Source organism: Candidatus Gastranaerophilales bacterium, assembly GCA_028696075.1.
In the GTDB taxonomy this organism is placed as follows: Bacteria; Cyanobacteriota; Vampirovibrionia; order Gastranaerophilales; family JAILCC01; genus JAQVHS01.
The window spans coordinates 76109-101410 of sequence record JAQVHS010000007.1; the positions used below are offsets into that span (position 1 = coordinate 76109).

Genomic DNA, 25302 nt, shown 5'->3' on the forward strand with positions numbered 1-25302 from the left:
GTGAATTTAATAACCATAAAAAACCTTGTAAAGACTTATTTTTCCGGTGATACTTCGTTTAATGCTTTGGATGATGTGACTTTGTCCATTGATAACGGTGAATTTGTAGCTATTATGGGTCCGTCGGGTTCAGGCAAATCAACTTTTATGAATATGCTTGGCTGCCTTGATAAACCAACCTCCGGGACTTATCTGCTGGACGGTATTGATGTCAAAACCCTAAACAGCGATGAACTTTCCGAGATTAGAAATTTAAAGCTCGGGTTTGTTTTCCAGGGGTTTAACCTTATATCAAGGACAACTGCACTCGAAAATGTGGAAATGCCAATGATTTACAAAGGTGTAGCGCATTTAGAGCGGTTAAAAAGAGCAAAAGAAGCGCTCAAAACCGTAGGGCTTGAAAACAGGGCAAACCATATGCCTAACCAAATGTCCGGCGGGCAGCAGCAAAGAGTCGCCATAGCGCGGGCGATTGTTAACGATGCGCCTGTGATTTTAGCGGATGAACCTACAGGAAATTTGGATACAAAAACAAGCGAAGAGGTTATGGAGTTTTTTGTTAAATTAAACGAAGAAGCAGGCAGAACAATTATTCTTGTTACCCATGAAAATGATATTGCACAATATGCCAAAAGGATAGTAAGGTTCAAAGACGGTAAAATTGTAGCAGATGAGGTGAAAGCAAGATGCTAGACTTTACTTCAACATTTAAAATCTCGCTCCGTTCGCTAAAAGTTAACAAAATGCGCTCGATTTTGACAAGTTTAGGTATAATCATCGGTGTAAGCGCCGTTATTATAATGCTTTCCATCGGAGAAGGAGCAAAACAGCGGATTGCTAAACAGATAGAATCAACAGGCTCTAACCTTCTTATGATAGCCCCGGGTTCGACCACTTCAAGCGGGGTTAGAATGGGAAGCGGCTCGCAATCAACTTTGACGGATAAAGACGCGGAAGCAATTTTAAAAAACTGTCCGTCGGTTGCCCACGTTGCGCCTATTGTAAATGAAGTCAAGCAGCTTGTTTACGGCAGCCAAAACTGGTCCACTGCCGTTTACGGGATTACACCTTCATATATGACGGTAAGACTTTGGCATATAGAGCAGGGGAAGGGTATTTCAGAAGAAGATGTTAAAAATTCTTCTAAAGTTGTTGTCTTAGGCTCAAGTGTTGCGCTGAACCTGTTTGGGGATTTAAACCCTATAAATAAAACAATCCGTATAGCCGGTATGCCCTTTAAAGTTACAGGCATTTTGGAAACAAAAGGTCAGTCAGGTATGGGGCATGATCAAGATGATTTGGTGATGATTCCTCTCACTACCGCGCAGAAAAAGCTCTTTGGCGTGAGCTTCCCGGGGATGGTAAAATTTATTAATATTCAGGCTGTGGATGCTGATTCTTTAAACCCGGCTGAAGAAGAAATAAAAATATTACTCAGAGAACGGCATAATTTAGGAAAGAACAAAGAAGACGACTTTAGCATTCGTAATTTTACCCAAATGATGGAAATGGCAAAAGCGGCGTCTAATACAATGGCATTACTTTTAGGCGCTATAGCTTCGGTTTCGCTTTTAGTCGGAGGTATCGGCATTATGAACATAATGCTTGTATCTGTTACAGAGCGGACAAGAGAAATCGGAATAAGAATGGCAATAGGTGCCAAGGCGCTTGATATAAGATTTCAATTTTTGTTTGAAGCTCTTATGTTATCTCTTTCGGGCGGATTTTTGGGCGTGCTGCTCGGTGTAGGTATTGCTTATTTGATAGGTTCTTTTAGCGAAATGAGCGTCATAATATCAGCATTTTCTATCGTCATTTCTTTTGGTTTTTCCGGGATTATAGGTGTTTTATTCGGATTTTATCCCGCCTATAAGGCTTCTTTGCTAAACCCTATAGACGCACTTCGTTATGAATAATACAGCTCAATCTAATAAAAGTTTGTATGGTTCTATATCTAAAGTCTTTGCAATCAAAATCAATCTTTTTAAACTTGGAATACATTTACCCCTCTCAATTTCAGAAAGATAATCACTTGAAATTCCAGCCATTTCACTTAACCTATCCTGCGTTAATCCCTTTTGTAAACGGTATTTCTTTATATTTTGTTGTATCGTAAAAATCGTGTTATTTGTCATAGTTTTATTCTATTGATAATATATAATGGGTTTAACAGGGTAATAACACGATTATATTAGCTATAAATAAGTATTTCGGAAAGTTCTACTATATCGTTTTCATTGACTTGCGTTGTTAAAGAAATCCTCAATCTTGAAGAATTTTCTTTAACACTGGGCGGTCTTACAGGCAATACAAAAAATCCTTTTGTCTGCAAATATTCCGCGGTTTCCAATGCTAACGAGCTTTTGCCCAAAATCACAGGTACAATTTGAGATGAACCTAATGTATTAAAACCGTTGTTTATTAAATTATCTCTTAACCTATCGGCATTTTGCAGCATAGCAGTCCTTTGCTCCAGCGTATTTGGCAGAATATTCTTTATTACCCAAAGGCTAAAAGCTATGTTCATAGGCGGCAGAGCGGTAGAAAATATAAAAGAACGTGCAGTATTTATCAAATAATCAATGATTGCGGTATCTGACACGATAAACGCACCCATTGAACCTATTGCCTTGCCAAAAGTTGCTATTATAATATCGATTTTATCAATTAAGCCGTCCTGCTCCGCTATTCCAAGTGCGTTTGGACCGAAAACTCCGAATGCGTGGGCTTCATCTAGTATAATTTTGGCGCTGTATTTTTCCTTTAATTCGCACAATTTTTTTAAATCCGCTATATCACCATCCATACTAAAGACGGACTCTGATACTATATAGATGTTTTTGTATTTGGGAGAATATTTTTTTAAAAGCTCTTCAAGCTGCTCATAATCCAAATGGTTATACCTTGCAAAATTTGCCTTATTGAGCTTTAAGCCGTCAAGCATACTGGCATGAACAAGTTTGTCTGCCAAAAACATTGTATCAGAGTTGCTTAAAGCGCTTATCAGCCCTAAATTAGCTTGATACCCCGTGTTAAACAAGAGAGCTTTTTGCTTGTTATAAAGCCCTGCCACTGTGCGTTCCAGCTCATCATAAACGGGCAGATTAGCGCTCAACAGTCTTGCCGAAGCGCTGCCAAGTGAATAAAGTTCATCCTGTGATTTTAAAAATTCTTTTAAATTTTTTTGATTATCTGCCACCCCAAGATAGTTGTTGGAAGAGAGGTTTAAGAGTTTTTTACCGTTTAAAAAGACAAACTTCTCATCTTTTGCAGTGATGTTTTTTATACTGCGAAAGCAATCATTTTCTTTAATTTTATAAAGCTTTTCTTCAAAATAATCCATAAATCAGCCGTTTTTACTGTTCAAAACTCATTCTTTCAATAGGCAAAATAAGGTTAAATGCCGTGGCAAAACCCTCATTTCCTTTTTCACACCAAATCATGCCGCCTAATTTATCGGTTAATTTGCGTGCTATAGAGAGGCCCAATGCACTGCCCTCGTTTTTGCGGGCACGTGCGAGATTTTTGTATGAGTATTCATCAAACACAGAATTTAAAAGTTCTTCTTCTATTCCGACACCTGTGTCAGAAACTTTGATGAAAATATATGAACGTTCATTGTACCCCGGAGGAACTTTAATTCCGTTTTTTTCAAGAAATTCAGGCTGGGGAAATGCTGCTTCAACTTTTATTTTTCCGGAATTTGTGAATTTTACGGCGTTTTCAACAAGTATAGACAGTATCTGAATAAAAGCGTATTCATCACTGAAAACATTTCTTTTATCAATCTCGCCGTAATGAAAGCTATATTCCAGACTTTTAGCCTGAGCGGCTTTGCTGTAGTTTTCCTGCACAAAATTTAAAACATTTATGATATCAAAATTCTTGAAATTAAGCTCTCTTTTATTTGCATCAAGTGAAATAATATCAAACGTTTTTTCCATCAGGTAAGCTAGTTTTTTGCTGTTAGCGTTTATTATGGAAATATATTTTTCCTGCTTTTCATTGATTTCTCCGCAAACTCTTTCAAGCAGACTTTGCGAAAAGCCTGTTATAGCATTTAACGGTGTCATAAAATCAAGCTTCATTTCACTTAAGAAGCTGTCCCTGTTATTTAACAACTCTTTTGTTTGTTTGTAATCGTCAAGCAGGCTCTCAAGCGCCAGATATTTATCAGCTACCGCTCTTAACGAGATTATTATTTTAGCGGAATTATGGGCGTCATAAGCCGTTACATCTACAAAAATAACTTCGCCTGCGGATGTTGTTGCTCTTAAAATAGTACCGTGGCTCAGTCCTATAATTTTTAAAAATTTATCAAGCTCATCTCCGAATATCATTTTGATATTCTTGTTTTTTAATTCGTTTGCACTGTAACCTAAAAGCAATTCAGCTCTTTTATTTACAATGGTAATATTTTTTAAAAAGTCTAAAACAATTACCGCATCGGGAAAGCTGTTGTAAACATTTTCATCTTGTTTGACAAAAAGACATTTAAAATCCATAGTCTGCTATTAATTAATCTAACCACAATAAAATTATATCTGAAACAAAATGTTCAAACAAACATTAATATTAAATTTTATTTACAATTTGAAAGTCTAAAGGATATGCTCTAGAATTATAAGACAAACATATGATTTTTTTAGGGGATTTGAAGATAAATGAACAAAAGGGTAACTTATATACCTACATTGGAGGATTATGCAAAATGCAGACGAGCGTCTATGACGCTTGACGCAGAACCCCAATGCTGCTCGGAATGCGATTATCTGAGAGAAAATGTTAATGCCTGTATTTGGGGCGGAATGGTCAGGGATTTGGACTTGTTAAGAGCTTGTCCTATGAATTGCCGCCGTATTTACCGCGAAGTATAGAATATCGGGTCTTTGGCATTGCCAAAGGCAATCAAGACGGATAATTCACAACTTACGATAGCTTCGCTCTATAATTTTACAAGCAAAACATAATAAACTGAAAATAAACTGACACAAGAAAACGCAAACCACCAACGCATAATAGGCGGCTGATTTTTCCATGCCCATAATAAACTCATTGTATCTGTTTGCTCTGAACTGTTTTCTTCAATAAACTTGCTGATACCTCTTCTCATCAAGTAATCTCCCCCTTCTTTAAGAATCTCTTAGTATAATTTTGCAATTTTTCGAGCAAAAAAACATCAGCCACAAGGTCTATTTGTAGAAAAAAGTTTTTTGCTATAAAATTGCAGTATTAAGGCTAGTAATATATTAGTTTCGTTAGTAATCTTATTTATTGGAGAAGAAATGCACAAGAAACCAAACATCGTTCCGGCAGAAAAAATTCAAAATTTACCGACTTACATTTTCGCAGAATTGGATGAATGGAAAGAAGCCGCACGAGCGAGAGGTTTTGCATTCGTCGATTTAGGAATGGGCAATCCTGATGGAGCTACCCCTGACCCTATTGTGCGTGCTGCTGTAGATTCTATTAAAAATCCTGTAAATCACGGTTACCCTTCGTTTAAAGGCAGGATAGAATTCCGCCGTGATATTGCAAAATGGATGAAACTGAGATACAACGTTGATATCGACCCTGAAACAGAAATACAGACACTTATAGGTGCAAAAGAAGGGTTAGCTCATATAGCGTTGGCTTATACTAATCCGGGTGATATAAACATCGTTCCCGACCCTTATTACCCTGTTTTATCCAGAGGAACCTGGATTGCAAGCGGGGAAGTATATCATGTGCCGCTTAAGGAAGAGAATAATTATTTGCCTGATTTAAAGTCCATCCCTGAAGATGTTGCTAAAAAAGCAAAAATGTTTTTCGTTAACTATCCTAATAATCCGACCGCTGCTGTTGCGACAAAGGAATTTTATAAAGAGCTTGTTGATTTTTGCATAGAAAACGACATTTTACTTGTTACAGACTTGGCTTATGGTGAGGTTACTTTCGACAACTACAGACCGTTGAGTATATTTGAAATAGAGGGGGCAAAATCCGTTGCGGTTGAGTTCCATTCTTTCTCAAAAACATTTAATATGGCAGGCTGGAGAGTAGGCTTTGTAGTCGGCGCCAAAGAATTTATTTCAAACATTCATAAGACAAAAACAAATATAGACTACGGTACATCAGGTTTGGTTCAAGATGCCGCGATGTGTGCCTTAAATATAGATTATTCCTACGTTCAAGAAACAATGGACAAGTATTACAGACGAATGAAGCTTATGGTAGACGGTCTCAATAAATTGGGCTGGAATTTAAAATATACCATAGCAACCATGTACCTGTGGCTTAAAGTTCCCGAAGGTTATGATTCAATGACTTGGTGCCGTAAGGTCTTTGACGAAGCAGGTGTTGTATTTACTCCGGGTATCGCTTTTGGCAAATACAGTGATAACTATTGCAGGGTTTCGCTTGTAGCTTCTGACGAAAAACTGCTGGAAGCATTGGAACGATTGGAAAAAGCCGGTATACACTTTTGTATGAAATAAAAAGGTATTCTGTCAAAAAAGCATTGTAACCGACGTAAAGCAATAGCACTAAAAAGCCTTACAATGAATATCGGTTTTGATACCTGCAATGTCTCGCAGGTGGGTGCCGCCCCAAGTAAATCGCCGTTTCCTGCTGCGTGGCAGGTCTACTTTGTTACTTTTAAGATCAAACTCCCTAATAAAAAAGATGTAGGATCAAAACAAAATACCCACTGTAAGGTAATAGTATTATTGCATATCTTTTGAAATTTTTCCACAATACTTTACACTATGAAATCGTCGTTGATTTTTTGGATAATTTCATCTATAAAATACTTCACCTTTTTATCGGTTTGATAATCTTCTTTGGTCTTTTCATAAGAGTAAAGAACCGTTGTATGCTTTCTGTTTATGACACTTCCTATTTGAGGGAAGCTGGATTTTACAAGCTCTCTTGTCAAATAAACAGCTATATGCCTTGCGAGAGCTATGTCTTTGGAGCGCGAAGATGCCTTAATTTCAGAAGGTTCTATATTAAAGTAATCACCAACGTAATTGATTATACCTTCCGCAGTGAGTTCTTTTTCTCTGGCGGCAAAGTTAATTATCTTTTTAGCGGTTTCAAGCGTTACAGCTGTATTTTGAATACTTGCAAAAGCGCTCATTCTGTTTAAAGCTCCCTCAAGCTCCCTTACGTTATTCTTGAAGACTGATGCTATAAGCTCTAAAACGGATAACGGGATGCTCAGGTTTTCTTCTTTTACTTTTTGTTTAAGAATTTCGACTCTAGTTTCATAAGGCGGGGGAGTAATTTGAGCCAGAAGCCCCCATTCAAACCTGCTCCTTAGCCTGTCTGTCAAAGTAGATATATCTTTGGGCGGACGGTCGCTGGTTATTACTATTTGTTTACCGTTTCTGTGCAGGTGGTCAAAAATATTGAACAATTCATCCTGGGTTTTTTCTCTGCCTTCCAAAAATTGTACATCGTCTATTAACAATACATCAACGTTTTTGTACTTGTTTTTAAATTCATTTTTTTTCTTCTCATTGCCTTTATAAGCAACCATAATTTGGACAAACTCGTTAGTAAGTTCTTCGACTGTAACGTATCTGACTTTTTTATCATGATGGTTTAGAAGAATATAATGTCCTATAGAGTGAAGAAGATGGGTTTTCCCCAATCCTGCGCCCCCGTACAAAAACAGCGGGTTATATAATGTTCCCGGCTTGCGGGCGATGCTTTTCGCTGCTCCTAATGCAAATTTATTGGATTCACCTTCTATAAAGTTGTCAAATGAATACTTCAAATTAAGATTGAAAGATGTCATCTTTAATCTTTCATAAGGGTTTTCATCCAAAGGAAGTTTTTGCTGGACAACTTCTGTAGTATCAAAAGGCACAGGCTTTTGCGGTGTAAATTTCGGCTTGAATTTGCTATCTAATATTATATCGAATTCGCTGTAAGGATTTTGTGTAACTTCTCTTAAGGCGTTTAAAATCTCAAGGTTATATCTTTTTCTGACATAATCCTGCTGCATGGTTCTGTTTGTAACCAAATAAAGTGTATTATCTTCAAAAGACTTGAATCCTAAGGGTTTTATCCACATTTCAAAAGCAGGTGTGGTCATTCTGTCTTCAAGGTTTTTTAGAATTTCTTTCCATAATAGTTTAGTATTTTCTACCACTACACATTCCAATATTAATATTCTCCAGCCAGATAAAACTTATAAAACCAATGTGTAAAATCTTTAAAACAAATTTTTTTCGAATTTTCACAATAGTTTTTATGTGTAATAAATATCTTATAACAAAACATTTAAAAGTGAGCATAATTTTTGAAAATCTTCACAAAAATTTATTGTCTGTTAAATATTAAAATTTGATGTAAATATTTGTAAAAAAAATATCAAAAAAACCTGGAAAATGTCTTAAAGCTTTTGTAAATTGGTAAAATAGTTATGGGGACTGAATTTTCTTTAGTACATGCAGCCGCTAACGATGTTAATGCACCGTTGAATTTTGAAATGTTAGGATATGGGCTTAATCCTTATGATAAGAAGCTAAACTTTTCAGGGAAGCAACTTCTCCTGAAACCCCTGACGTTTACTCTATTGCGCATCCGGGGCTAATTTCTTTATCTAACGCTGATGACTATGCGAAAAGCCTTAAGGAACATTGCAAGGCAAAACAGTATGATTGGAAGCAGCATTTATTTGAAAGGTTTTTAGAGCAAATAACAGGCGACAGCAAAGGTAAATTAATTGGCGCCGAGCTGAATTATCAATCTTACGCTCAACGCTACGACGGGTTTGAAGGTTATGTAAACCATATAAAAAACAGAGCCTCATCCTCCAAATTTAACTTAGCTGCCAGCGGCGGTTTAGATTGTCATGGGAATAACCTTTTTACCAAAAGTGACAAAATATCTCCGGAAATTTTAGAAGAACTTCTTGGATAGTAAATAAATTTGCATTAAATTGTATATAATTAATTTATACTATATTAATTATTGTAAAATTTTTATTTTAAGAAATGTAAAAAATGTGTAAAAAACCGCATAAATTGGTACAATATTAGTTGGAAATAAGGTAAAGCATGTGCGTATAAATTCTACAAATTCTAATTGTAATTCGTATTGCATTTCTAAGGGAAATTTATATTTAAAACAAAATTCCTCTTTTAAGGCTGACCCTTTTGCCCAATTTCAGTATAATCAAAGGGTTGCCACTATTGTCCCTATTGCCTCTGTTGCTCCTGTTGCGTCATTTCCCGTGAATATGGCAGTTCCCGTTGCCGCGGCAGACAGCGGTTTGGGGTTGGGAACTCTGATAGGAGGACTTGCCGCTGCCGGCGGGATATTTGCCCTGATTATAAAATTCATCAGAGGCAGGGGCGGCAACCCGCCTATAGATGCGGGGATTAAGCTTTTAAAAGGGCAATACCAAAAAATCATCCAAAATTTTCCTTCGGACAAAGTTTATTACGAACAACTGGCGAAAGATACAGGTTTAGCGGCAGGTGAAGAATTTAAACTTACGTCTGTGGTTGGTAAAGCTCAACTTTCGGACTTGCTGGGTAAATTCTCACCGCAGGACTTTAAAGTTGGCGAAAATCTTGAAGGCGTCAGGGATTTAACATACCGGGTTAATTTGCATAATCATACGCAGGCTTCTGACGGTAAATTATCAGTATTTGATTTTTTGGAACAGGCAAGAAAATGGGCAGATAAGATTGCCGGTAAAGTCAAGGATGATAAGCCTCCTTTTACAATAGCAATAACGGACCATGACACTTTAGACGGAGCAAAAGAAGCGGTTAGAATAATCGCTCAAAATCCTGAAAAATACAAAAATTTAAGGGTGGTTTTAGGTTCTGAAATAAGTGTATCTCATATTGACCCTAACGATGTGGTAAGACCCGTCGAGTTTGAGCTTATGGGGTATGCATTGAATCCGTTTAACTCTAAGTTAAACGGATTGCTGAAACAAGTCGGTGAAAACAGGGAAAGCGCTATAGCTCAATTACTTACTAAAATTAAAGCCCAATTCCCTGAATACAATATAGGGTTTGAAAACAGCAAATCTTTCCATTCTAATTTGAAAAATGTCCGCACAAACGGCGTTTTATATCTGGCGGGAGATTACGCTAAATTCAAAATAATGTTTAGTAATTATATTGGTTTGATTAATTCAAAAATACTGCCTGACGGACAGCAAAAACTTGATAAAGAAAAACTGTTTAGCGAACTCTCCGATTCTTATTATTGTTGGATGGATGCTACAGGGAATAAAGATATAGTAACCTTTTTAAAAGATTATGGTATAAAGAAAATTCTTTCCGACAGAAATCTTCTAACCGCTCAAAATCAATCTGTATACGAAGAGATATTTAAAAAGGATTTTAAACAATACAGTGATTTTATAAGTAATGAGGTGAAAGAAGCGCTTCCCGCAATAGCAGACACTAAGGGTTATGCACTATTGCCAAAGCAAGTTTTTGAGGCAATCAGACAAAGTGACGGGCAGGGATTTTTTGGTTTTGCGCATCCTGCGCTTATTAAGTTAAATAGTGATAACGGAAGCAATATTTCACCTGCAAGATTAAAAAGTCTGCAATCCTGGGAAGATAAGAACAAAAATCTTGTATACAGGGTATTCCAATCATTGAAACAGGAGGGCAAGGATTTATTTGACGCTTCCGAGATTAATTATCAATCTTACGGCAAAGAAATTGGTAATGATTGGATAAAATTTATGAAGGAAGACATCGCTGATTGCAATTCTTTAAAGTTGAAATATACAGGCGGAGTCGACTGCCATAAGCCTTCCATATTTTTAAAACATAAGCTTTTGGCTAAAGACGATATAGAAAGACTAAATTTACGCGAATTGTTGGGAGAAAATTATGAAAGTTACGCCGCTTTATTCAAATTCGTATAAAAACAGGCAGCTTTCACCTAACTTTAGAAGCAAAACTGTTTATGAGAGTCATAAAATTATCGAAAAAGATATTTTATCACTGTCAGAAGCAAAATATCTTGCTGTTAATCCCGAAACTCCAAAGCAGGAAATTCTTGGCGTTAATTTAAGCAGGGCTGATGAGAAAACAATAGAATTAACATCAAGATACGGGAATAAAACGGGAACAATAACCTATAATCCGAATGTAAAACAACCGGAGATAAATGTTCAGGCAGGTTCATTCCAGCCCGTTATTGAGCTAAAGGACGAAGAACTTGGCATAACTCTTCTTATGACAAGAGGTTCAACTTTGCAGGGAAACAATTTAAACGTAAATTACAAACCTGTTGCAAGACCTGATATTTCATTTAGGAGCGGGCATAATTTAGTTGTAGCAACAGGTTATAAAGCTGAAAAAACAAGTGAGATAGTAAACAATTATAATTTCAATAGGGAATATAGTACCTTTGATGTTTTTATGCAGGCTTTAAGACGCCAATACACTATATTCGGACTTGGCGCAGGCTATGGTTCAAGGTTAAAGCCGATATCAGATTTAACAGGTGATAATAAGTTATCAACAAAATACCCCGGCGGTAAAAACAGCATATTTGAAGTAGCTGTCTTGGATGCTGCAATGAGGCTGGGAAAAATTGGCAACATTCAAGTGGTACGGGAAAATCCTGATAATTTATCGGGTACGGCGGGCGCTATTATTAAGTGTTTAAAAAACGGCACGGTACCTATGGATAAACCACTGATTTTATTGACAGGGGACACATTTAATAATATTGATTTGAGTGAAGCTGCCTATCAGGCGGAACAATTTCATTTATCGGGGATTGCAATGTTGGTTTCTGCTGTTGATGAAAATGAATTAATCGGCAAAGCTCCGATAAAATTTGATGAAAATAATGAGATAACAGAACTGTACCCTGTAATCACTCCTGAAAATTATTCTGAAATTGTAAGTAAAGCAAAGGTTGAGGGGAAAATTTATACGGGAACGAATATAGTTATTATACAACCGGAAATTCTTTCTATTCTTAAAAAATTTGCAGATGCTGACGGCAAGGCGGATTTTCTTGAATTTTTCGGGTTGATGTTTAATACATTAAATAAAAATACAGAGATATTAGAAAAGAAATACCCAAACGGTTTAACATCAGAAGAGTTAAAGATAAGTGATTTGGTTGATTATACAGGCAATCCCAATCCTGTTTATAATAAAGACAATAAAGCTTTAAAATTAAAGGCTATAGTCGCAAATAAGGATTACCTTTCTGAATATAAATGTTTTTCTTCTGATATGGGAACAATAGAGGAATATTTTAATACCCTTCATAAGATAAAAAAAGAAAAATCTATAGTAAGGATGAAACAGGAAACTTTAGATACCATTAAATCTCATATTGATGATAACGGCGTTATTTATATGAATACCGAAGCAAAGTCAAAATTAGTTCAGTTTCAACAAAAATACGATATAAATTCTGTCAGCGGAAATGTCATTGTACATTCTTTCAAGCCTAAACAGCCGGTGGAAATTACACCCGCCCCGGCAGTTAATAAAAAAGAAGAGCATACAGGTGGAAGGAACCTGCTTGATTTAACCTATAAACCTGAAGAAAATGATATAACCGTAGGCGCAATGTTTCTTTGCGGGGATGTCAACAACTTTGCACAGCAAATGATTCAAAAACACGGACTATTACCTTTTATATCCTGGTATTTGAGTCCTAAGGGCTACTATGGCGCTTATGAAAGATATGTCCAAAAATTATATAATCGTTCAAACTCGCTGGAAATGTTATTAAAATATGCGCCTAATTGGTCGCCCTGGAAACTGGAAGAAAAATCATGGCTGCTTCAAAATCCTTCACTCTCAAATGTTTCGGAAAATATGAGAGAAAGACTGTTTCATGCAGAATTGGATAAAAAAAGAGAAATTCCTTTTACTATAGGCAAATTACCGGAGATTTTCCCTAATAATGATGCTTTTTTACAGCTGATAAAAACCTTAAAAACAAGAGAAATTCTTGATGCCAGCCTTTACATCGGGGGAGGTAATTACAAAGTTGAGAGGTTAAAAGGCGGCGAGCTGAATGATAAATTTATTTACTTACTGGAACGTAATAATAAAAAATTTATTTTAAAATTTGACAGAATTAACGTTGAAGACTCCGACACGGTAGACGGCAGGAAATTATCTCTTATTGAGCAGCGCTCAATAAGAAAAAACAAGTACACAGCCGCTGATTCTATTTATTCCAATGCTTGTATAAGCGCATATCTTCAATACAACGGTTGTTCCCATATACCTGAAATGTTTTATTATCACCATGGCGCAAATGCCGCAATTTATGAATATATTGAAGATAAAGACGGAGACTTATTTCAGCATAATCTGCTTAATACGGAATATGACAGTTTGTCAGAAACAAACAAAACGTATAAGATGCTAAACAAATTAGGTGTATTCTTAAATGATACCGCATATAAAAACACGCTGACCGATAGCAAAGGAATGAAAAAAATTATCGATTTGGGACATGCTTCATTTTTTATGCCGTTTAAGCCCGGAATTAAACATTATAATATAGAATTTGCTAACACAAACGGGCCTGATATGAGTGCTATTTATGCAGGTTTATTAAATATCCAATATTCTTTATAAAGTGTAAATATTTGTAAATAAATCCTGTTTTTTACTAAAGTTTTTCAAATAAATGCCGATAAGTACATTATCGAAGGTAGAGAATAAGGAGTATATTATGAGCAGCCAGCAATTTTATTGGGCAGGAACTTACAGCTTTAAAAATGAGGTAAGATTTTTCCTTGAACTGCTAAAAAAACAAATAGATTTACTCTTGTCAAAAATTGAAAAGACAGAAAAGTTTATTGAACGGTGAGATTAGACATTACAAACTTCTTTAATAGAGGCGCAAGCCTCTTTTTTCTTATGTTATAAAATATGCTCCATCTTTTCTTTTTTTGTTCTCATATAAAATTCGTTGTATTTATTCAACTCGCATGGAATTGCGATTCTGTCTGTGATTTCTATATTATAGCCCTTAAGTGCAACAATTTTTTTGGGGTTATTGGTAATTAAATTAAACCTTGTTAAACCTAAATCAAGTAATATTTGAGCACCTACTCCGTAATCTCTTAAGTCAGGTTCAAAGCCCAAATCAATGTTAGCTTCTACCGTATCTTTGCCATGGTCTTGCAGGTCATAAGCCTTGATTTTATTGGTTAAACCTATTCCTCTTCCTTCATGGTCGCGCAGGTAAACCAAAGCCCCGCAGCCGTAATCTTCTATATATTCAAGCGCATTTGCCAATTGGTCGCCGCAATCACACTTTAAGCTGTGAAATATATCACCCGTGAGGCATTCGCTATGCATTCTCACAGCGGGGATTTTTCCGCAGTCTAAATCTTTTACAAGCGCTACATGTTCGCAGCCGTCAAGCTCATTTATATAACCGTATATTTCAAAAATACCATGCCGGGTCGGCATTTTTGCACACGCAATACGTTTAACAAAACGCTCATGGTTTAGACGGTATTCAATAATCTGAGCCACGGTAATAAATTTCAAGTTATGTTTTTGTGCAAATGTTTTCAGGTCATTTCGCCTTGCCATAGTGCCGTCGGGGTTAAGTATTTCACAAATTACACCGGCAGGTTTTAGCCCCGCCAGCCTTGCCAAATCAACCGCAGCTTCTGTTTGCCCTACCCGTTGTAATACCCCGCCGTTTTTTGCTTTAAGAGGAAATATATGCCCCGGTCTTCTTAAATCAGAAGGCTGCGCATCATCCCGCATAGCGGTCTTAATGGTGATTGCCCTGTCTGAAGCGCTTATTCCCGTTGTAACCCCAAACTTTGCCTGAGCATCAATACTGATGGTAAAAGCGCAGCCATGGCTTTCTGTGTTGTGTGATACCATTTGTTCAAGTTCAAGTCTTTTGGTTAAAACTTCGTCCATCGGCATGCAAATAAGTCCTCGGGCTTCTGTTACCATAAAATTAATAATTTCAGCGGTAACAAGCTCCGCTGCGCATATAAGGTCGCCCTCATTTTCACGGCTTTCGTCATCCGCTACAATGACTATTTTTCCGTTTTTTATATCTTCTATTGCCTCTGCCACCGTATTAAAAGTATTCATTTTAAAAAAATCCGTTCTCTTTCAAAAAATTTTCATCTATTCTGCTGCTTGTATTATTATCCTTAATCATTAATTTTTCAATATATTTTGCAATTATATCCGTTTCAATGTTCACAAAATCACCGATTTTTAAATATTGAAATGTCGTATTCTCTTTTGTGTGGGGGATTAAGGATACTTCAAAAAATCCGCCTTCCAAAGAACAAATTGTTAAACTTACACCGTTTAAGGCAACAGAGCCTTTATAAATCATATATCTCTCAATGTTTTTTGCAACTTTAAACCTGAAAATATCGGCTATACCTTGTTTTTCTATAGCGGTAATTTTTACAAGTCCTTCTACATGACCGCTTAATAAATGTCCGCCTAAACGTGTAGACAAAGCAGCCGCCCGCTCAAGGTTGACTTTTTGACCTGTTTTAAAGGTTTCAAAAGTGGTTAAACTAAGGGTTTCATTCATCGTTTCTACGCTGAAAGAGTTTGAACTTAAGTCTGTTACTGTCTGGCATACCCCGTCAATTCCGATACTGTCGCCTATCTTTGTTTCTTCAAGCACTTTGGCGCAGGACACGACAATTTTTGCTCCACTTGAGGTGCAGTTGACGGATTTGATTGTTCCTACTTCTTCAATTATTCCTGTGAACATTTTATTCTTCTGATTTTGGTTTTTGTTCTAATTTAGTGATAACTTTATCTATAAGCCCGTATTCTTTAGCTTGGCAGGCACTCATGTAATTATCTCTTTCGGTATCTCTTTCAAGGTCTTCAACAGGTCTTCCGCAGTGATTTGCCATAAGGGTGTTTAGTTGTTTTTTCATTCTTCCTATTTCGGCAGCTTCGATTTGAATGTCAGTTGCCTGTCCTCTTGCACCGCCTAAAGGCTGGTGAATCATAATTCTTGAGTGAGGCAGAGCCATCCTTTTTCCGGGAGTGCCGGCGGACAGCAAAAAAGCGCCCATACTGGCAGCCTGTCCTACGCAAATTGTGTTTACGTCGGCTCTTATGTGGTTCATTGTATCAAATATAGCCATACCCGCGGTTATAACACCACCGGGGCTGTTTATGTACAACATAATGTCTTTTTCGGAATTTTCACTGTCAAGAAGCAGCAGTTGGGCTACTATAGAATTCGCTACCATATCATCAATTTCTGTACCGAGAAATATAATTCTCTCCCTTAAAAGTCTTGAAAATATATCAAAAGAGCGTTCTCCTCTGCTTGAATTTTCTATAACGGTAGGCACATAACTTAAAATTTTATCATAATCCATAATTTGCTCCTGATGGTACTATCTGCAATCAATTATAGATTGCTTACAGCTAAAAAACAAGCGATAGTTTTTAATCGGCAGTTAACCTATTTACAAAAAATTTGCTATGTTTTATAATAACTAATGAGTTAGAAAAATTATTTTTTAATTAAAGGACACCGATGAGAATCAGAAAGTACCAAAAACGCTGTTTTTACACCAATTAAGGCTTATATCGAAAGCTTCATTTTGTCATGGAAATTTTAGATATAAGACCTTTGAAAAATAGAAGGGTCTTATTTTTTTACAAAAAATTAACATTACGACAAAAAAGAGCAATATAATTCTTTCAGCGTTTTTACTAGTTTCAGAAAGTACACAAAGGAGATAATTCAATGAAAAATAGCCGAAGCAAAACTCAAGTGAATGCAAAACAAATCAGAGTAGCGAACCTTTTATGGGGTTTATAATCCCTTGAGTTATGGAGTTAAATAATTAAAATATGGCAATAGTATCATCAATATTTTCAACATTAGGCAATAATTCTTCGTTAGTGCCGATAATAGTAAAAGACAGCGTTGAGACGGTAGGCAGAGTTTCAATGGCGTATAACGAGGGAGCAAAAACCTCGAAAAGAATGGGCGCCTTAGATGCAAGGGAAAAATTAATAGAAGCAAATACGACATCTATAGTTTGGTTAGGCGGCATCCCATTATTAAAAGTTTTATTCGACAAGCTTATTACAAATAATTTATACGGTTTCAACAAAATAAAAGAATACGGTTTAGATGCTTTTGCCAGAACTGATATCAGGTTATTAAATCAAAAATCGCCTCAGGCCTTAAGATTGGAAAATATAACAGATGAAGCTTTAAAAGGTCATGTTAAGAAAATCGTTGAAAACCCTCAGGGATTTAAAAAGCTGTTTGCTACAAGGTCAGCGGTTACTACGCTTTTACCCGCATTATTTTTAGGCTGGGTACTGCCTAAAATGATTTATAAATACACCAATTCCGTTATTGAAAAACAGAAAAAACAAGAACTTAAACATGCTTTTGAAAGGCAAATGGCTAACCAACATCAAATAGTTGATAAAAATCCTGCTTTTGCTTCATTTATGGGTAAGGCAAAGAATAATAATCTTTCGTTCGGGGGTATTGCCGATACTATTTCTACCTGGTTTACATGCCCTGTGAAAAATATGGTTATGGTTGATGCGGGTTTGGTTTCAGGAAGAATTGCCACAACAAGAAGACCTATGGAAACAGCCGAAAGAGCTATTTTTGAACTGGGTTACGTTTTATTCCTTTATTGCGGCGGTAAATATGTTGCAAAAGGGTTGGAAGCCATCGGTAAAAAATTCTTTAAGACCCCTATCTCTTTAGATTCCAAAATTATTGAAGATAAAAACTTCCAGTCTATGATTATGGAAGCAACCAAAAATAACAAAGCTGCGGGAAAATTAGCAGCCATTAAGAATATTGATGAAGCGGGTTTGATTAAGCTTATTGACGGTGAACTTGCGAAAAACGGCGGCAAATTAAAAGATTTAACCCTTCAAGCTGCCGAAAAATTAGGACTGATAAGTATTGTAAAAGGAAAGAGAAATCCCCTTAAATATATTGAACCTGAGAAGGTAAAAGAGTTGGGGCAGCATATTGAAGATTTGATAACTTCTGCCGCCGGCAGTAAAAATGCTGAAAAATTCATCAGTAAGGTTAAGAATTTAAGAAGAGCTTCCGTTATAGCTAACGTTGCAGCTTGTTCGTTTGCTCTTGCATATATATTGCCTCAAATTCAATTCTGGTTCAGAAGAACCTTTAACAAAACTTCTGTTGCACCGGGCTTAAGCTTATACTATGAAGAAGAACAAAAAGCTAAAGCGCAGTCAAAATGCGTTGCATAAAAATTTTTGTTGCAAATTTAACGATTTTTCATGTTTATTGTAAAATAAACTCAGCTAGTTAAATTAGGAAATTTATATGATTTCAACAAACGATTTGAAAAATGGTATTACAATTGAAGTTGACGGTGGGTTATATCAGGTAGTTGAGTTTTTGCATGTTAAACCAGGTAAAGGTGCAGCCTTCGTCAGGACTAAATTAAAAAATGTTGAAACCGGAAATACTATGGAAAAAACCTTCAGAGCGGGCGAAAAATTCCCCAAAGCGCTTTTGGAAAAGAAAGAAATGCAGTTTTTGTATAAAGCTGATGCTGATTATATTTTTATGGATAATTCCACCTACGACCAGGTTACGCTAACAGCGGAGCAGATAGGCGACGGTATTAAGTATCTTAAAGAAAACATGAATATTATGACTTTAGAATGCAAAGGTAAACTTATCGGGATTGATTTGCCGAACTTCGTTGAACTTGAGGTTGTAGATACACCTCCCGCGGAAAAAGGCAATACAGCCCAGGGCGGAACTAAACCCGCAACACTTGAAACAGGTGCTGTTGTCAACGTACCATTCTTTATCAGCAACGGTGAAATGATAAGAGTTGATACCAGAACCAATTCATATTTAGATAGAGCATAAAGAAGAGAGTTTGTTATGAAATTTGAATTAGATTACTTGGAAAAATTGGCAGAGCTTGTTAATAAAAATAATCTGTCAGAAATTACGTTAGAAGACGGCGATAGAGCCATCGTACTAAGACGTGAAAAAGAAATAGTCGCTTCATCCGGATTTATAGCGCCTGCAGCGGTCGCTGTTTCTGCGCCAAAAGAAGAAACCAAATTGGTAGAAAAAGCGCCTGAGGCGAAAAAGGGTACACCTGTTACCTCTCCTATGGTTGGGACTTTTTATGCTGCTCCGTCACCTGATGATGAGCCGTTTGTAAAATTAGGGAAAATAGTTGCAAAGGACGATACTGTTTGTATCATAGAAGCAATGAAGCTTATGAATGAGATAAAAACGGAATTTAGCGGCAAAGTTGTTGAAATTTGCGTAGAAAACGGACAGCCTGTAGAGTTTGGGCAAGTCCTTATGTACATTGAATAATTAGGGAAAATTATGATTAAAAAAGTTTTAATTGCAAATCGAGGAGAAATTGCATTAAGAGTAATTCGGGCTTGTAAAGAGCTTGATATAAAGACTGTAGCTATATATTCACAAGCGGATGAAGATTCCTTCCACGTAACAATGGCTGATGAAGCTTATTGCGTAGGTCCCGCGCCTTCTGCACAAAGTTATCTTAACATTCCGAATATAATCAGTACGGCTTTAATGGCGGGGGTTGATGCGATTCACCCGGGTTACGGATTTATGTCCGAAAGCGCTAAGTTTGCAGATATTTGCAAAGACCATAACATTAAGTTTATAGGTCCGACTTCTGAAAATATCAGGATGATGGGCGATAAAGCCACTGCAAGAAAGACAATGAAAGAAAACAACGTGCCTATTACACCGGGTACGGGCTTGGTTAAGGACCTTGATGATATTAAAGACTGGATTGAAGAAACCGGATATCCTCTTATAGTCAAGGCAACAGCAGGCGGCGGCGGAAAAGGTATGAGAATAGTAAATTCCAAAGATGAGCTTGAAACAATGTTTAACCTTGCCAAGGTAGAAGCTGCTACAGCTTTTGGCAACGGCGAAGTTTACATTGAAAAATATCTTCAAAATCCAAGACATATAGAAGTGCAAATTATTGCCGACCAATACGGGAATGTATGCCATTTAGGCGAAAGAGATTGCAGTATCCAAAGAAGACACCAAAAACTGCTTGAAGAATCACCTTCCCCTGCTTTAACAAACGAATTGCGTAAAAAAATGGGCGAAGCTGCAAGAATTGCCGCTAAATCAATTGACTACGAGGGTGTTGGTACTATAGAATTCTTGTTAGACGGTGATAAATTCTATTTCATGGAAATGAATACCAGAATACAGGTTGAGCATTGCGTTACAGAAATGGTTACGGGCATTGACCTTGTTAAAGAGCAAATAAGAGTGGCAGCAGGCGAAAAACTTTCGTTTACCCAGGATGATGTTAAAATCAGCGGGCATGCAATTGAATGCAGAATTAACGCAGAAGACCCTCAAAAAGACTTTATGCCTTGTCCGGGTGAAATAGAAGGTTATATAGCTCCCGGTGGGTTTGGCGTCAGAGTGGACAGCCATGCATATACACATTATAAAATACCGCCTTATTATGACTCTATGATAGGGAAGCTTATTTGCTGGGGCAAAGACCGCGAAGATTGTATGGCAAGAGCGAAAAGAGCGCTTAGCGAATATGTTATTTTAGGCGTTAAGACAACTATCCCTTTCCATAAACTTATTTTCTCTAACCAAAAATTCATAAGCGGTAATTATACCGTAAGGTTTATAGAAGATGAAATGCAAAAAGAAGAGCTTATAATAGAGTAATGAGCAAGAAACTTGAAAAAATATTAAATGAAGCAAATGATTTTTTGGCAGCTAAAGATTTTGAAGCTGCCAAAGACCTTTTTGCCCAAATACTGGAACAGGACGATAAAAATATTGAAGCTTTAAAAGGTATGGCATTGTCTGTTTTCAACCTTAAAGACAGGACTGAGGCGCTTAAATATTTCAAGAGGGCTAATGATATTTCGCCTGATGATGCCACGGTTGCTTTTTATATTGCTTCTATTTATATTTTGAACAATCAATTGGAGGATTCTATTGAGTATCTTAAGCAGGTAATATTCTTACGTCCCGAGTATGAAAATGCTTACCGTAACTTGTTTACCGCTTATTACAAGTTAAATAAATTTGATGAAGTTTTGGAAGAATTTTCAAAAGTTGACAAAGCTTTAATCAATGATTCTTCCGTTTTTTCGATTGTAGCTTCAGTTTATATGCAGCGCAGCGACTACTCCAAAGCCCTTGAGATTTTGAAAAAATCAGCTGAACTTGATAACGCAAAAGAGCAGACCTTTAATAATATGGGGGCTTGCTACCTTGCGCTAAAAGATTATCGTAGCGCAATAAAAGCATTTGAAAAATCACTTAAACTGAATAACCAAAATTATTTAACGTATTCTAATTTAGGAACAGCGGCTCAACTTTCTTCCGACTTTGATAAATCCATTGAATATTTTTCAAAGTCTTTGGAGCTTAACCCCGCTAATTTTTTAACTTTAATCAGCCTTGCCAATGTTTCTAATATGTTAAAAAGATACGATAAAGCTATTGAAAGCTACAAAAAGATTTTGGAAATAAACCCCGGTCTGTCTGATATTAGAAATTCTCTTATCAGCGCCTATGTCAGAAATAACGAGCCTGAAAAAGCGCTAAACGAAGTAAATACAATACTTTCTAAACAGCCCAAGTCAGTTCCTGCCCTGTTTCAGAAAGCAAAAATTTATATGGAAATGAAACAGTATGATGATGCTCTTAAAGTATTTTACAAAATCTTGTCTTTTAAGAAAAACTCGGCTACGGTTTATCATTCGCTGGCTATTTTATACACTAAGATGGATGATTTTACCAAGGCTGTCGAGTTTTTGAATAAGAGTATTACTTTAGAAGAAAATAATGCCCTTGCTCATAAAGATTTAGCCGTAATATTTTTAATGCAGCGCCAGACAGGTTACGCAAAAGAAGAGTTTGAAAAAGCGGTGGAACTTGCCCCTAAAAACCCCGAAATTTTAAAAGAGTACGCCGATTTTAATTTTGCGATAGGGGATTTTACGCTTGCCGACGAATATTACAAAAAATCGCTCGAAATTGAGAATAATCCTTATACACTGCTTGCAAGAGGTATTAATCTGATTTCTTTATCAAAACTTGATGAGGCTTTGCATGTTTTAGAGCCTTTGTACACATCTTTAAAAGACGAGCCTGAAGTAAGCTACAATATTGCCCGTATATATTATGCTACGGGTGAATATGCCATGTCATTAAAATTAGCGCGCCATGCTTATTCTATTTTGCCTACCGTAGAAATTGCCAATATGATGGCTATAAATTTGAAACACCTTGGTGAATACGACGAAGCTATATCAATTTTTAAAAAAATTATAGAACAATACCCTCATAACCCTTACCTTTATAATGATTTGGCAGAATGTTATGAGGCTAAAGAAGATTATGCAAAAGCCATAGAAACACTAAAAAAAGCAAACGATATCTTTCCTTTTGACGAAAACAGGATTATAAGACTGGCGGATTTGTATCTCAAAAATAATATGTCTGATGAAAGTAAAATTCTTATAGAAAAAGCTCTATACGATAATGAAAGCGAAGTTTTAAGAGAATATAAGCATAAAACGTTTAATTAATATTCAAAATACTGATTGAAATCCACATCGTCAAAATCGCATAAAAGCCTGTAAACAGGGTCATCTTCGTCCATTTTTTGAAAATAAAAATCATCAAAGCTCCAAAACTTTGGGTTGATGCCTATAACTTTGACTATTCTTTTATCAAAAAGAATTTTAAGCTTTTTTTTAACCAGTTCTGTAGGATATTTGAGTTTTCTGGCAAGCTCAATAGCTGTAATGCCTTCGGCATTAGCACACTTCTCGGGGGTACAGAACATAAGCTCTAACCCTATTGCCTTGAGTATATCATCTTTGATTTTTTCGTCTGTATTAAACATGATTAAATTTTATATTATTTAAAATGCTATTACATACTGCTATCTGCGTATTTTTAGCGGTTTATAAAGATGTCTATTTATCGGTTGCAAAAGATAAAAATGTTCTTAAAAACCTGCCTGCAAGTATGGCTGCAAAACCGAATATAAAGTCATACAGAATTTGCATTCCGCTCAGAAGCCATACCCAGCTTAGCATTAAAAACAATTGCTCGCCTTTAAAAAACATCAGTAAAACCAAATAAATTATACCTAATATGTGGATAGAAAGAACACCTGCAATTGTAGCCTTGGTAATTTTAAACCTTACATTGGGATTTTTTAATATATTGGCAACAAAAAATATCGCGGGCAAAAAACCCAATATAAAACCGAAGCTCGGTCTTAAAAAGTACAATGGACCGCCGCCTGATGAAAATACAGGAATACCTATAAACCCCAGTATTATATATATGCAGACGGAAAGCATTCCGTAACTCGGGCCCAAAAGCACTGCAATCAATAATACCACAGGAACTTGAGGGATATAAGAAAAAATGCTTATTAACGAGGTATTTTCGCCTTGCATTGAATCAAACGGGCTGAAAAGGTTTAGCGAATACAAATTTATCTTTGTAAATGTAGCTATCACAAGCGCCATTGTGCAAAGTAATATAACGGCAATAGTACCTATATTGAAATCAGGATAAGTTTCAACGATTTTTATACTTTTAATGGTTTTGATAAATTTCTTATATCCTATTTTCAATTTAATGCCTCAATGGATTGTTCTATTGCCTTAAAATTATTTTTAAATTTATCAGAAAATATATTCTCTGTCCACATAATAAGGGCATTCTCATTATTATCCTGATAATATTTTTCACGCTCGCCAATGCAGTCAAAACCGAATTTTTTATATAAATTTATTGCCGCAATATTTGATTCCCTTACCTCAAGTGTAAACCATTTTATTTCCATATCATAGGCTTTTTTAATCATATAAACAAGCATTTGTTGTGCTATTTTTTGTTTTCTTAAATCAGGATGAACCGCAAAAGTTGTTATATGCGCCTCTTTTAATATATCCCAAAAACCGCAGTAAGAAACAAGCTTATTATCCTCGTTTATTCCTATATAATAATGTGCAAGGTTGTTGTTTATTTCTGTTATAAAAGACTTTTCGCTCCAATGGTATTTGCCGAAAGATACCGTCTCTATCTCCATAATAGAAGGTATATCATCTTCCTGCATATTCCTAAACGATACTTTCATTGGCAGCGTCCTTTCATGTCTTTTATTATTACACAATTAAGAGATGGAAGGAAGGAGGGGTTTTAAGGTGAAGAGTTGAGTAGCTTAAATTTCCCGTCTTGGCTGTGCATGTTAGTGATTACGTAAGGATACTCCTTACCCGGTATGTTGCGACCTGCGGGAGGCACGTACTGTAAAAGCCCAAGGCGATAAGCTTCGTCTCCAAAAAAATGGTGGTGTCGTCAGGTTTGACAGCTGAAGTCTTTGGCGCGAAAACCATTATTTTAAAGAACAGGGAATTTACAGGGAAATTCTAAATATTTTTGCCTATTAATCGAGTTGGTTTTCAATCTGGTAATCTAAGAACCTTTACAAATAGTGGATTTCAGAGACCATAATTTTGCAAAAGAGACTGATTTTCCTAAAAAATAACAGGGAATTTTTTTAGAGTATCAGGGAAAGTTTTGACAAGAACTTGACTTATTTTGACTTGCAAGGTTAAATACAGGCTATGAAAAGACAACCGCCACTGGAATATAGATTTAAAAAAGGTCAATCCGGCAATCCAAAAGGTCGACCGAAAAAAGTCGATAAAGAAAAAGAATTTTTCGAAGTTGCAATGGCTGTTATGCAAATCACTTATAAATCTCTGAACAATGATGAATGTGCTGTTAAAAAAATGAAAAGTATTAAAAAGCTATTAAAATAATATCTGCCTTTTGGCTATCCTATTTTAATTCTTCTGCCTTGAAAATAGTGTATCCTTCGTAATAGTAACTTGTATCAATGCCTTTCATATAAATTTCTCTATCGTTAATTTTATCGGTTAATGCATTTTTTAATAAATGTTTTATTTCAACATCTTTTATAGGGCTTCTCTCCATAGCTAAAAGATAATCGTTTTTATCAATCAAGCTCCAATCTATCACTTGCTCCAGTTCTTTTTTTAGAATTACATCCAACCAAATCCTTGTGCTGCGTCCGTTGCCCTCTCGAAATGGGTGTGCCGCATTCATTTCAACATATTTTTCTATTATTTCATCAAATGTTGATTGAGGCATATTATCAATATGAGCTAATGATGCACTTAAATACATAACAGGAGCAAATCTAAAATTGCCTTTTGCAATGTTGACATCGCGCACTATTCCCGCAAAATCATATAT

Annotated in this window: 25 protein-coding genes and 1 other RNA gene; 13 read left to right on the forward strand and 13 right to left on the reverse strand. The window is 36.1% G+C overall.

The window, feature by feature from the left end; genetic code table 11:
• The gene (locus tag PHX18_06015; protein ID MDD3594164.1) at positions 1-693 is read left to right on the forward strand and encodes an ABC transporter ATP-binding protein; all 693 of its coding nucleotides are present in this window, start codon (positions 1-3) and stop codon (positions 691-693) included.
• Complete coding sequence (locus tag PHX18_06020; protein ID MDD3594165.1) at positions 687-1916, forward strand: ABC transporter permease; 1230 nt, start codon at positions 687-689, stop codon at positions 1914-1916. Before PHX18_06015 ends, PHX18_06020 begins: the two co-directional genes overlap by 7 nt.
• 6 nt (positions 1917-1922) lie before the next feature.
• Here PHX18_06020 and PHX18_06025 read toward each other — a convergent pair whose 3' ends face one another.
• From PHX18_06025 to PHX18_06035, 3 genes are read right to left on the reverse strand one after another with little or no spacing between them, the layout of a single operon-like run.
• Positions 1923-2135, reverse strand: a complete 213-nt coding sequence (locus PHX18_06025) for a helix-turn-helix transcriptional regulator (protein MDD3594166.1) — start codon at positions 2133-2135, stop codon at positions 1923-1925.
• 56 nt (positions 2136-2191) lie between these two features.
• On the reverse strand, positions 2192-3343 hold the full coding sequence (locus PHX18_06030) for an 8-amino-7-oxononanoate synthase (GenBank protein ID MDD3594167.1): 1152 nt from the start codon (positions 3341-3343) through the stop codon (positions 2192-2194).
• Between the two features lie 13 nt (positions 3344-3356).
• On the reverse strand, positions 3357-4505 hold the full coding sequence (locus PHX18_06035; protein ID MDD3594168.1) for a PAS domain-containing sensor histidine kinase: 1149 nt from the start codon (positions 4503-4505) through the stop codon (positions 3357-3359).
• 159 nt (positions 4506-4664) lie between these two features.
• Here PHX18_06035 and PHX18_06040 point away from each other — a divergent pair, with 159 nt between their 5' ends.
• A complete protein-coding gene (locus tag PHX18_06040; protein ID MDD3594169.1) occupies positions 4665-4877 on the forward strand; it encodes a hypothetical protein in 213 nt (70 codons plus the stop codon).
• A gap of 68 nt (positions 4878-4945) precedes the next feature.
• On the opposite strand, the gene PHX18_06045 is transcribed toward PHX18_06040, so the two are convergent.
• Positions 4946-5116, reverse strand: a complete 171-nt coding sequence (locus PHX18_06045) for a hypothetical protein (GenBank protein MDD3594170.1) — start codon at positions 5114-5116, stop codon at positions 4946-4948.
• A gap of 169 nt (positions 5117-5285) precedes the next feature.
• On the opposite strand from PHX18_06045, the gene PHX18_06050 reads away from it, so the two are divergent.
• Positions 5286-6479 carry an LL-diaminopimelate aminotransferase gene (locus PHX18_06050; GenBank protein ID MDD3594171.1) on the forward strand — a complete coding sequence of 398 codons (1194 nt, stop codon included), beginning with the start codon at positions 5286-5288 and terminating at the stop codon, positions 6477-6479.
• A gap of 50 nt (positions 6480-6529) precedes the next feature.
• Here the strand turns inward: PHX18_06050 and ssrS are convergent.
• Together ssrS and dnaA are read right to left on the reverse strand one after the other, a co-directional pair.
• Positions 6530-6704, reverse strand: a non-coding RNA gene (gene ssrS, locus PHX18_06055) — 6S RNA.
• Between the two features lie 38 nt (positions 6705-6742).
• Complete coding sequence (dnaA, locus tag PHX18_06060) at positions 6743-8143, reverse strand: chromosomal replication initiator protein DnaA (GenBank protein ID MDD3594172.1); 1401 nt, start codon at positions 8141-8143, stop codon at positions 6743-6745.
• Positions 8144-9055: 912 nt separating this feature from the next.
• Between dnaA and PHX18_06065 the strand changes: the two genes are divergently transcribed.
• The 3 genes from PHX18_06065 (at position 9056) to PHX18_06075 (ending at position 13830) form a co-directional block, all read left to right on the forward strand.
• Positions 9056-10897 (forward strand): hypothetical protein, encoded by a 1842-nt coding sequence (locus PHX18_06065; GenBank protein ID MDD3594173.1) that lies wholly within the window; start codon positions 9056-9058, stop codon positions 10895-10897.
• Positions 10863-13595 carry a hypothetical protein gene (locus tag PHX18_06070; protein MDD3594174.1) on the forward strand — a complete coding sequence of 911 codons (2733 nt, stop codon included), beginning with the start codon at positions 10863-10865 and terminating at the stop codon, positions 13593-13595. Before PHX18_06065 ends, PHX18_06070 begins: the two co-directional genes overlap by 35 nt.
• A 97-nt stretch (positions 13596-13692) precedes the next feature.
• Positions 13693-13830, forward strand: a complete 138-nt coding sequence (locus tag PHX18_06075; protein ID MDD3594175.1) for a hypothetical protein — start codon at positions 13693-13695, stop codon at positions 13828-13830.
• A 53-nt stretch (positions 13831-13883) separates the two neighbouring features.
• Here the strand turns inward: PHX18_06075 and PHX18_06080 are convergent, their stop codons facing one another.
• From PHX18_06080 to clpP, 3 genes are read right to left on the reverse strand one after another with little or no spacing between them, the layout of a single operon-like run.
• On the reverse strand, positions 13884-15086 hold the full coding sequence (locus PHX18_06080) for a bifunctional 3,4-dihydroxy-2-butanone-4-phosphate synthase/GTP cyclohydrolase II (protein MDD3594176.1): 1203 nt from the start codon (positions 15084-15086) through the stop codon (positions 13884-13886).
• Between the two features lies 1 nt (position 15087).
• A complete protein-coding gene (locus tag PHX18_06085) occupies positions 15088-15732 on the reverse strand; it encodes a riboflavin synthase (GenBank protein ID MDD3594177.1) in 645 nt (214 codons plus the stop codon).
• A 1-nt stretch (position 15733) separates the two neighbouring features.
• Positions 15734-16357 (reverse strand): ATP-dependent Clp endopeptidase proteolytic subunit ClpP, encoded by a 624-nt coding sequence (gene clpP / locus PHX18_06090; protein ID MDD3594178.1) that lies wholly within the window; start codon positions 16355-16357, stop codon positions 15734-15736.
• Positions 16358-16838: 481 nt separating this feature from the next.
• Here clpP and PHX18_06095 point away from each other — a divergent pair, with 481 nt between their 5' ends.
• The 5 genes from PHX18_06095 (at position 16839) to PHX18_06115 (ending at position 22586) form a co-directional block, all read left to right on the forward strand.
• Positions 16839-18242: a hypothetical protein gene (locus PHX18_06095; GenBank protein MDD3594179.1), complete on the forward strand. Its 1404-nt coding sequence runs from the start codon at positions 16839-16841 to the stop codon at positions 18240-18242.
• 76 nt (positions 18243-18318) lie between these two features.
• Positions 18319-18876: an elongation factor P gene (efp, locus tag PHX18_06100; protein ID MDD3594180.1), complete on the forward strand. Its 558-nt coding sequence runs from the start codon at positions 18319-18321 to the stop codon at positions 18874-18876.
• Positions 18877-18891: 15 nt separating this feature from the next.
• Positions 18892-19341 carry an acetyl-CoA carboxylase biotin carboxyl carrier protein gene (accB, locus tag PHX18_06105; GenBank protein ID MDD3594181.1) on the forward strand — a complete coding sequence of 150 codons (450 nt, stop codon included), beginning with the start codon at positions 18892-18894 and terminating at the stop codon, positions 19339-19341.
• A 12-nt stretch (positions 19342-19353) separates the two neighbouring features.
• Positions 19354-20709, forward strand: a complete 1356-nt coding sequence (gene accC / locus PHX18_06110) for an acetyl-CoA carboxylase biotin carboxylase subunit (protein MDD3594182.1) — start codon at positions 19354-19356, stop codon at positions 20707-20709.
• On the forward strand, positions 20709-22586 hold the full coding sequence (locus PHX18_06115; GenBank protein MDD3594183.1) for a tetratricopeptide repeat protein: 1878 nt from the start codon (positions 20709-20711) through the stop codon (positions 22584-22586). Before accC ends, PHX18_06115 begins: the two co-directional genes overlap by 1 nt.
• Here the strand turns inward: PHX18_06115 and PHX18_06120 are convergent.
• The 3 genes from PHX18_06120 to rimI all read right to left on the reverse strand — a co-directional run bounded on the left by PHX18_06120 (position 22583) and on the right by rimI (position 24157).
• On the reverse strand, positions 22583-22906 hold the full coding sequence (locus PHX18_06120; GenBank protein ID MDD3594184.1) for a hypothetical protein: 324 nt from the start codon (positions 22904-22906) through the stop codon (positions 22583-22585). The genes PHX18_06115 and PHX18_06120 overlap by 4 nt on opposite strands.
• A 73-nt stretch (positions 22907-22979) precedes the next feature.
• Positions 22980-23651: a biotin transporter BioY gene (locus tag PHX18_06125; GenBank protein MDD3594185.1), complete on the reverse strand. Its 672-nt coding sequence runs from the start codon at positions 23649-23651 to the stop codon at positions 22980-22982.
• On the reverse strand, positions 23648-24157 hold the full coding sequence (gene rimI / locus PHX18_06130) for a ribosomal protein S18-alanine N-acetyltransferase (protein ID MDD3594186.1): 510 nt from the start codon (positions 24155-24157) through the stop codon (positions 23648-23650). The genes PHX18_06125 and rimI overlap by 4 nt, the downstream gene beginning before the upstream one ends.
• Before the next feature lie 490 nt (positions 24158-24647).
• On the opposite strand from rimI, the gene PHX18_06135 reads away from it, so the two are divergent.
• A complete protein-coding gene (locus tag PHX18_06135) occupies positions 24648-24845 on the forward strand; it encodes a DUF5681 domain-containing protein (protein MDD3594187.1) in 198 nt (65 codons plus the stop codon).
• Between the two features lie 19 nt (positions 24846-24864).
• Here the strand turns inward: PHX18_06135 and PHX18_06140 are convergent.
• Positions 24865-25302: Fic family protein (locus tag PHX18_06140; protein ID MDD3594188.1), on the reverse strand; the 438-nt coding region annotated here is incomplete at its 5' end.

Excerpts from the sequence above, each read along its gene's own strand:
- accC (MDD3594182.1), top strand. The coding sequence starts at position 19,354 with ATGATTAAAAAAGTTTTAATTGCAAATCGAGGAGAAATTGCATTAAGA.
- PHX18_06070 (MDD3594174.1), top strand. The coding sequence starts at position 10,863 with ATGAAAGTTACGCCGCTTTATTCAAATTCGTATAAAAACAGGCAGCTT.
- PHX18_06075 (MDD3594175.1), top strand. The coding sequence starts at position 13,693 with ATGAGCAGCCAGCAATTTTATTGGGCAGGAACTTACAGCTTTAAAAAT.
- rimI (MDD3594186.1), bottom strand. The coding sequence starts at position 24,157 with ATGAAAGTATCGTTTAGGAATATGCAGGAAGATGATATACCTTCTATT.
- PHX18_06020 (MDD3594165.1), top strand. The coding sequence starts at position 687 with ATGCTAGACTTTACTTCAACATTTAAAATCTCGCTCCGTTCGCTAAAA.
- PHX18_06030 (MDD3594167.1), bottom strand. The coding sequence starts at position 3,343 with ATGGATTATTTTGAAGAAAAGCTTTATAAAATTAAAGAAAATGATTGC.
- PHX18_06085 (MDD3594177.1), bottom strand. The coding sequence starts at position 15,732 with ATGTTCACAGGAATAATTGAAGAAGTAGGAACAATCAAATCCGTCAAC.
- PHX18_06115 (MDD3594183.1), top strand. The coding sequence starts at position 20,709 with ATGAGCAAGAAACTTGAAAAAATATTAAATGAAGCAAATGATTTTTTG.
- PHX18_06040 (MDD3594169.1), top strand. The coding sequence starts at position 4,665 with ATGAACAAAAGGGTAACTTATATACCTACATTGGAGGATTATGCAAAA.
- efp (MDD3594180.1), top strand. The coding sequence starts at position 18,319 with ATGATTTCAACAAACGATTTGAAAAATGGTATTACAATTGAAGTTGAC.
- PHX18_06120 (MDD3594184.1), bottom strand. The coding sequence starts at position 22,906 with ATGTTTAATACAGACGAAAAAATCAAAGATGATATACTCAAGGCAATA.
- PHX18_06095 (MDD3594179.1), top strand. The coding sequence starts at position 16,839 with ATGGCAATAGTATCATCAATATTTTCAACATTAGGCAATAATTCTTCG.
- clpP (MDD3594178.1), bottom strand. The coding sequence starts at position 16,357 with ATGGATTATGATAAAATTTTAAGTTATGTGCCTACCGTTATAGAAAAT.
- PHX18_06035 (MDD3594168.1), bottom strand. The coding sequence starts at position 4,505 with ATGGATTTTAAATGTCTTTTTGTCAAACAAGATGAAAATGTTTACAAC.
- PHX18_06080 (MDD3594176.1), bottom strand. The coding sequence starts at position 15,086 with ATGAATACTTTTAATACGGTGGCAGAGGCAATAGAAGATATAAAAAAC.
- accB (MDD3594181.1), top strand. The coding sequence starts at position 18,892 with ATGAAATTTGAATTAGATTACTTGGAAAAATTGGCAGAGCTTGTTAAT.
- PHX18_06050 (MDD3594171.1), top strand. The coding sequence starts at position 5,286 with ATGCACAAGAAACCAAACATCGTTCCGGCAGAAAAAATTCAAAATTTA.
- PHX18_06025 (MDD3594166.1), bottom strand. The coding sequence starts at position 2,135 with ATGACAAATAACACGATTTTTACGATACAACAAAATATAAAGAAATAC.
- PHX18_06135 (MDD3594187.1), top strand. The coding sequence starts at position 24,648 with ATGAAAAGACAACCGCCACTGGAATATAGATTTAAAAAAGGTCAATCC.